Origin of the sequence: Amycolatopsis rhizosphaerae (assembly GCF_007713715.1) — a bacterium.
GTDB classification, from domain to species: Bacteria; Actinomycetota; Actinomycetes; order Mycobacteriales; family Pseudonocardiaceae; genus Amycolatopsis_E; species Amycolatopsis_E rhizosphaerae.
The window spans coordinates 1-5,352 of record NZ_VJWX01000484.1; the positions used below are offsets into that span (position 1 = coordinate 1).

Sequence of the window (5,352 nt, forward strand, 5' to 3'; positions counted from 1 at the left end):
AGGTTCCACCGCCGCGCGAGTTCGGTCACCCGCTCCGGATCGGCGGGCCCGCCGGGCACCGCGTCCGGCCCGGACAGGGTCACCGGCGCGTCGGCGGCAACGCGCACCACGCGCGGCGCCACGGACAGGTAGTCCTTGGCGGCGGTGAGCTTCAGGCGCATCTTGAGCGGCAGCTCGGCCTTGCCCGATTCCGCCGCCTCCAGCAGCGCTTCCACCGAGCCGAACCGGCTGATCAGCTTGGCCGCGGTCTTCTCGCCGATCCCCGCGACCCCGGGCAGCCCGTCGGACGGGTCGCCGCGCAGCACCGCCATGGCGGCGTAGGCCGGGCCCGCGGTGTCCTTCGGCAGCGCGTACCGTTCGGCGATCTCGCCGGGCCCGAGCACCTCGGCCTTCGCCCAGCCCTTGCCCACGTAGATCACCGACGCCGGGGTGGGCACGTCACGGACGAGCTGGAACAGGTCGCGGTCCCCGGTGATCACCTCGACCGGCGAGGCCGCCTCCCGCGCGGTGAGCGTGCCGATCACGTCGTCGGCCTCGTAGCCGGGCGCTTCGGCGGTGGCCAGGCCGACCGCCTCCAGCAGTTCCAGGATGATCGGGATCTGCGGGGTGAGGGTGTCCGGCACCTCTTCGGCGTTCGCGTCCGGGTCGGCCACCCGGTGCGCCTTGTAGCTCGGCAGCAGTTCGACCCGGAAGGCCGGCCGCCAGTCGGCGTCCAGACAGGCGACCAGGCGTGACGGGCGGCGGTCGGTGAGGATCCGCGCCAGCGTGTCGGCGAACCCGCGCACCGCGTTGACCGGGGTGCCGTCGGGGGCGGTCATCGACTCGGGCAGCGCGTAGAACGAGCGGAAGTACAGGCTCGCAGAGTCCAGCAGGGCTAGCGTCACGCACCCAGCCTGCCAGACCCGCCCGCGCCTCGAACGGTGGGACACGACCGCCGAGCGGCGCCGCAGTGCCGTGAGGGGCCCCTCACGGCACTGCGGCGCGGCGCGTCAGGGCAGAGGCGGGGCGCCCGCCTTCGCGCGGTTGGTCGTCATGATGTGCTGGATGAGGGTGACCAGCACCAGCTTGGTGGATTCGCGGTCCCGGGCGTCGCACAGCAGCACCGGCACGTTCTGGTCCACCTCCAGCGCGCTGCGCACCTCCTCGGTGCCGTAGCGGTAAGCGTTGTCGAAGCAGTTCACGCCCACCACGAACGGCAGGCCGCGCCGCTCGAAGAAGTCGACCGCGGGGAAGCAGCTTTCCAGCCGCCGCGTGTCGGCGAGCACCACCGCGCCCAGCGCGCCGAGTGCCAGTTCGTCCCACATGAACCAGAACCGGTCCTGCCCCGGCGTGCCGAACAGGTACAGGATGAGTTCCGGGCTGATCGTGATGCGGCCGAAGTCCAGCGCCACCGTGGTGGTGGTCTTGCGCTCCACGCCCGACAGATCGTCGATGCCGGTGGAGGCGACGGTGAGGGCCTCCTCGGTGCGCAGCGGCGGCACCTCGCTGACCGAGCCGACCATGGTGGTCTTGCCGACGCCGAAGCCGCCCGCTACGAGCAGCTTCAGCGTCTTCGCGTTGAGGTTGCGCCGGTGCGGGTTCCCGCCGCGCACGCTGGGGTGCGAGAGATCGCCTCGAACTGAAGAGTGCACGTTTCGAGCCGCCAATCAGAGTCTGCGGATGCCATCGAGCACCGCCTGGAGGATGCGTTCGTCGGGGGCCGCCGAGACGGAGGTCGCGCTGCGGAAGATGACGTGCCCCTGCTCGATCAGGTCCGCGAGCAGGACCTTCACGATGGGCAGGGGCAGTTCCAGGTAGGCGGCGACCTCGGCCACGGACAGCGGTTGCTGGCACAGGCGCACGACCCGGGCGTACTCCGGCGGCATGGTGGCCGCGTCGGCGACCGAGGTCAGTGCGACCACGAGGGTGAGCAGGTCGAGCCCGACGTTCTCCGACCGGGTCCGCCCGCCGGTGACGGTGTAGGGCCGGATCAGGGGCCCGGCGGCGTCATCGAACCACGCCTCGTCGGAAGTCGTCATTGGCCACTGTGGTGCTCAACCCTGGGCGCCGCGGTGAGAACCGCACCGACGCGCTTGACCATCATGTTCATCGCGTACGCGACCATCCCCATGTCCGCCTCTTCGGTGGTGAGCAGCGCGAGGCACGCGCCGTGCCCCGCCGCCGTCACGAAGAGGAACGCGTGGTCCATCTCCACCATGGTCTGGCGTACGTGGCCGCCGCCGAAATGCCTGCCGGTGCCCTTCGCCAGGCTCTGGAACGCCGACGCGACGGCCGACAGGTGCTCGCCGTCCTCTTCGGACAGATTGGTGGACCGGCCGATGAGCAATCCGTCGGCGGACAGCACGACGGCTCGGTCGGCGCCGGTGACCTGCTGCAGCAGGTCGTCGAGCAACCAGTCCAGCTCGTTGACTCCTGGATTGGTCATCATCTGCGCTCTCCCAAGAAATCGGTGGCGTCTAGGTCCTGCTCGCGGGCACGGCGCGTGCCTGCCTGGAACGCGGAGAGCCTGCTCCGGGCCTGGTTGGGATCTTCCACCGGGACCTCGGCGGCCTCCGTCGACGCTTCGTTCGCGAGCAGTTGTGGGGCCAGGTTCTGCTGCCGCCTGCGGTGGGGCAGGGGCGGCCGGTCCGGTGACATCGGGCCTCCTGGCTGCGGGGCCCGGTTCTCCCCGGCCCGGGTTTCGTGCTGCGGCGGGCGCGAGTGCTGCGGTCGCGCCTGCGGGGTGCGCCCGTGGCGGGCGCTGGGCTGGAACATGTCGTTCCGGGTGGCTGGTTCGGCCGGCGCGGGGCCGTCCGGGGCGGTACCCGAGAGGGTACCCCGCCGCGGCGCCTCCGCGCGGGGCGCGTCCGCCGGCGTCCGTCGCTGCGGCAGGCTGGGATGGTCGCCGCTGAGCGGCTGCTGGGCAGGCACCGCGGTCATCGCGGCCATCGTGGTCGTCGCAGTGGTCGCGGCCATCGCTTCGCCGGCGTCGTCGTCCTCGGGCTGCGGCACCGCGGTGAGCAGTTCGGAGCGGACGAGCACGATGGCACGGGTGCCACCGTAGGCGGACCGGCGCAGCGTCACGGTGAGGCCGTGCCGCGAGGCCAGCCGCGCGACCACGAACAGGCCGAGGCGCGGTTCCGCGGAAAGCGCCATCATGCCGAAGTCCGGCGGGTTCTGCAGCATCGCGTTGAGCTCGTCGGCCTGGTCCGGCTCGATGCCGAGGCCCTGGTCCTCGAGCTCGATCACCACGCCGCGGCCGACCTGGTCGGCCCAGATCTCCACGCGCGAGTTCGGCGGGGAGAACGACGTGGCGTTGTCGATCAGCTCGGCGAGCAGGTGGATCAGGTCGGCGACCACCGGGCCGTTCACCGCGACCGCGGGCATCCGGCCGACGTTGACCCGCGCGTAGTCCTCGGTTTCGGCGGTGGCGCCGCGGATGAGGTCGGTGAGCGCGACCGGGTTGCGCCACTGGCGGCCCGGGCGCTCCCCGCCGAGGATGATCAGGTTCTCGGCGTTGCGGCGGGCGCGGGTGGACAGGTGGTCGAGCCGGAACAGCAGGTCGAGCTGGTCCGGGTCCTCCTGCTTGCGCTCCGCCTCGTCCAGCGTCTTGAGCTGCCGGTGGACCAGCACCTGGCTGCGGTGGGCGATGTTGAGGAAGACCTTGTTGGTGCCCTCCCGGGTCTTGGCCTCGTCCACGGCGGCGGCGACCGCGGTCTGCTGCGCCTTGTTGAACGCCTCGGCCACCTGGCCGATCTCGTCCCGCCCGTGGTCGAGGACGGCGACCTCGGCGGACAGGTCCACCTCTTCGCCGTTGCGGACGCGTTCGACGAGGTCGGGGAGCTGGACCTCGGCGATGTCCAGCGTTTCCCTGCGCAGCAGCCGCAGCCGCTGGATCAGCCTGGTCGACAGCCGCCAGGCGAACAGCGACACCGCGACGGAGATCAGCAGCGTGGCCACCCCGGCCACGATCGCGGTGATCAGCATCTGGTTACCGGTGTCGATCTCGACCTGCGTGGCGTTGGAACTCTGCTGGATGTAGAGGCTCATCAGGGTGCCCGCGACCTGGTTCGCCGCGTCGCGCCACTGCTGCTGCGGCACCGGCAGGGTGACGTGGTTGCCGCCCAGGATCGAGTTCTCGACCTTGGTGAGCGTGGCCCAGGCAGGACTGGCGAGCAGCGCGTCGTAGGCGGACTTGACCGCCGGGATCATCTCGCGGGACTGGCTTTCGAAACCGGCGTGGTAGGCGCCGACGACGCCGACGTAGGCGCGGAACTCGTCGTCGGTCAGCCCGCCGCCCGCGAGCCCGGCGGCCGCGAGCGCGTCACCGCGCGCCATCGCGTCGGCACCGACGAACAGGGGCATCGCCGAGACCCGCAGGTAGGCGGCTTCGGCGTCGGGGGCGCGTTCGGCGACCCCGTTGAGCGCCTCGGTGTACTCGTCGATGATCTGGTTGTAGAAGGCGAAGGCGTCCATCACCGACGCCTGGCCGGAGTCGATCTTGCCGCGGAAGCCCTGCAGCTGCGCCACGTTGGCGGCGGTCTTGTCGATGGCGGCCTTGACCCGGTCGGGCGCCAGGTCGTACATGTCGCCCAGCACCTTGGCCATCTGGGCGGCGGTGGCGTCGGTCTTGGTCCGGGACTGCAGCAGTTGCGAGTGCACCGTGCCGCGGGTGGACAGATCCGTCAGGGTGAGCTGACGTTCCACGCGGACGGCGGCGAAGAACTGAGCGCCGGGAACGGCGGCGTCATGCACCTTGCCGATGAACGTACGTGCCGCGACGGCCTGGTAGACCAGGTAGCTGGTGAGGGCGACGCCGGAGACCAGCAGGGCGATGCTGGGCACCAGGGCGATCGCGAGCACCCGGGACCGGATCGAGACACGTCCGGTACGCGGTCTGAATATCTTCTTCAAGGCTCGTGAGGGCCTTCCCGCACTCGTTGTAACTGGCTAGGGCCCCCGCGCCCGGTGGACAGGTCACGCGGAGGAGTCTGGGCGGCTCTTCCAGCGCCCAGGCAGATTAGTCATCGCGGCAACTGTGAGTCAACATTGCGTTCACCATCACCCGAATGTGTCGCACAACACGTCGGGTGGCGATTTTCCAACAGCACTGGATTCGTCGCGGGATGAGCACTTTTTCCTCGACTTTTGTGCTCACACGACGAACTCGCGCGGGCCGGCTCGAAGACCCGACGACAACTACTGAGAGTGACACCCCTCCTGAGGGGGCCAGGCTTGGTGAACAAGCTCCGGGCAGGACGGGGACCCGAGTCCGGGCGCTGCCGTGAGGGGTCCCCTCACGGCAATCCGCAACCCCTTTGCAGGCCCCTCGCCCCCGGCCGGGGCAAGCCGTGAAGGGTCCCTTCACAGCCG

5 protein-coding genes are annotated in these 5,352 nt (G+C 70.6%); all 5 read right to left on the reverse strand.

Going from position 1 to position 5,352, the window contains the following annotated elements; translation table 11 throughout:
* Positions 1–884 (reverse strand): 5'-3' exonuclease (locus FNH05_RS31200; protein ID WP_144592440.1); only part of this gene is annotated, 884 nt, incomplete at its 3' end.
* A gap of 105 nt (positions 885–989) precedes the next feature.
* Positions 990–1,502 carry a GTP-binding protein gene (locus FNH05_RS31205; RefSeq protein ID WP_246128048.1) on the reverse strand — a complete coding sequence of 171 codons (513 nt, stop codon included), beginning with the start codon at positions 1,500–1,502 and terminating at the stop codon, positions 990–992.
* A 144-nt stretch (positions 1,503–1,646) separates the two neighbouring features.
* Positions 1,647–2,018, reverse strand: a complete 372-nt coding sequence (locus FNH05_RS31210; RefSeq protein ID WP_144592441.1) for a DUF742 domain-containing protein — start codon at positions 2,016–2,018, stop codon at positions 1,647–1,649.
* On the reverse strand, positions 2,015–2,425 hold the full coding sequence (locus FNH05_RS31215) for a roadblock/LC7 domain-containing protein (protein ID WP_144592444.1): 411 nt from the start codon (positions 2,423–2,425) through the stop codon (positions 2,015–2,017). Before FNH05_RS31215 ends, FNH05_RS31210 begins: the two co-directional genes overlap by 4 nt.
* Positions 2,425–4,842, reverse strand: a complete 2,418-nt coding sequence (locus FNH05_RS31220) for a sensor histidine kinase (RefSeq protein WP_144592442.1) — start codon at positions 4,840–4,842, stop codon at positions 2,425–2,427. Before FNH05_RS31220 ends, FNH05_RS31215 begins: the two co-directional genes overlap by 1 nt.
* Between the last annotated feature and the right edge of the window lie 510 nt (positions 4,843–5,352).

Coding starts and splice junctions, on each gene's coding strand:
- FNH05_RS31215 (WP_144592444.1), bottom strand. CDS start 2,425: ATGACCAATCCAGGAGTCAACGAGCTGGACTGGTTGCTCGACGACCTG.
- FNH05_RS31210 (WP_144592441.1), bottom strand. CDS start 2,018: ATGACGACTTCCGACGAGGCGTGGTTCGATGACGCCGCCGGGCCCCTG.
- FNH05_RS31205 (WP_246128048.1), bottom strand. CDS start 1,502: ATGGTCGGCTCGGTCAGCGAGGTGCCGCCGCTGCGCACCGAGGAGGCC.